The sequence below is a fragment of the Roseburia sp. AM59-24XD genome, assembly GCF_003478445.1.
In the GTDB taxonomy this organism is placed as follows: domain Bacteria; phylum Bacillota; class Clostridia; order Lachnospirales; family Lachnospiraceae; genus Jutongia.
This window is the reverse complement of record NZ_QUET01000076.1, coordinates 1-1,003: the sequence shown is the minus strand read 5'-3', so window position 1 is coordinate 1,003 and position 1,003 is coordinate 1. Positions and strand designations below refer to the sequence as shown.

The window sequence follows — 1,003 nt, the reverse complement described above, 5'->3', positions numbered from 1 at the left end:
CTGGCTCCACGCATCTGGAACGGCTTGCCGTACTGATCCACGATCACCGGCGCATTACCGTAGCCGTCCACCTTTGCGAGATGAAGTCTTCCGTGCTTTCCAACCGGTGTCTCCGCATACGGCGTATCCTTCAGCTGACCGGTTAAGGTATATTTCAACTCACCGCCTGAGGTTCCCTCACCCTTTGGCGGATTGCAGTTTACAGCACGCACATATGGCGTTCCGAGAGTAACAGAGGATGGCTTGAAGCCGACCTTACCGCCGATCGTTACGGTTGCTCCCGCACCGATCTCCCCGGCATAATATACGATCAGTCCGCCAACCGTCTTATTGTAAACAACATTAATGGACTCAAAGCTCTGGAAGTTCTCCGGCTCCGCGCTGGTCGGGAGCACCATCTGAACCTTGGATACAGCAGATGAGGTATGGTTCGTGATCGAGAAGGTATACTCGGAATACCACTGGTCATGCGGATGCTGCGTTACCTCTGCCGAATACCGCGATGCATCCTCTCTGGCACCGGCATCGAGACCGTCCGCTGTCGTGCCGCCCTCACTTCCTCCGGCAGAACCGCTGTCCGAGCTGTTCACCGTCACGGTTGCAGAGGTGATCGTATAGGAAATACTTGATGTATTCACTGCATCATCTGCAAAACGAATACCGAGCTTTGCCAGCGTTGTTTCCTTCCATGACATAGAAGAAAGGTCATAGCTTACCGTAATCTCCTTGCCCGCGGACACGTCCACAGCTTTACTGTTGTTCCAGTTATAGCTGCTGTCCTGTGCATAGAGCATCGCATGGATCGAACCGGTGTCACTGCTGATGCTGTTGATCTTCATCGTCACCTGCACGACCGGCTTTGCCGCCTGCACCTTACTCTTGTCGGCGATCACATCCGGAACCTGAAACAGGATATCCGCAATGTAATCATCGCCCCACTGATTCTTTGCAAGCGTAAGCGGGCTTGCCCCCTCTGATACGCTCAGGTCATACGACGTACCCG

The 1,003-nt window shown here is 53.9% G+C and carries 1 protein-coding gene; it reads right to left on the bottom strand.

Annotated elements, in window-relative coordinates; translation table 11 throughout:
- On the bottom strand, positions 1 to 1,003 hold a 1,003-nt coding region (locus DXA20_RS16290), incomplete at both ends, for a hypothetical protein (protein ID WP_158577267.1).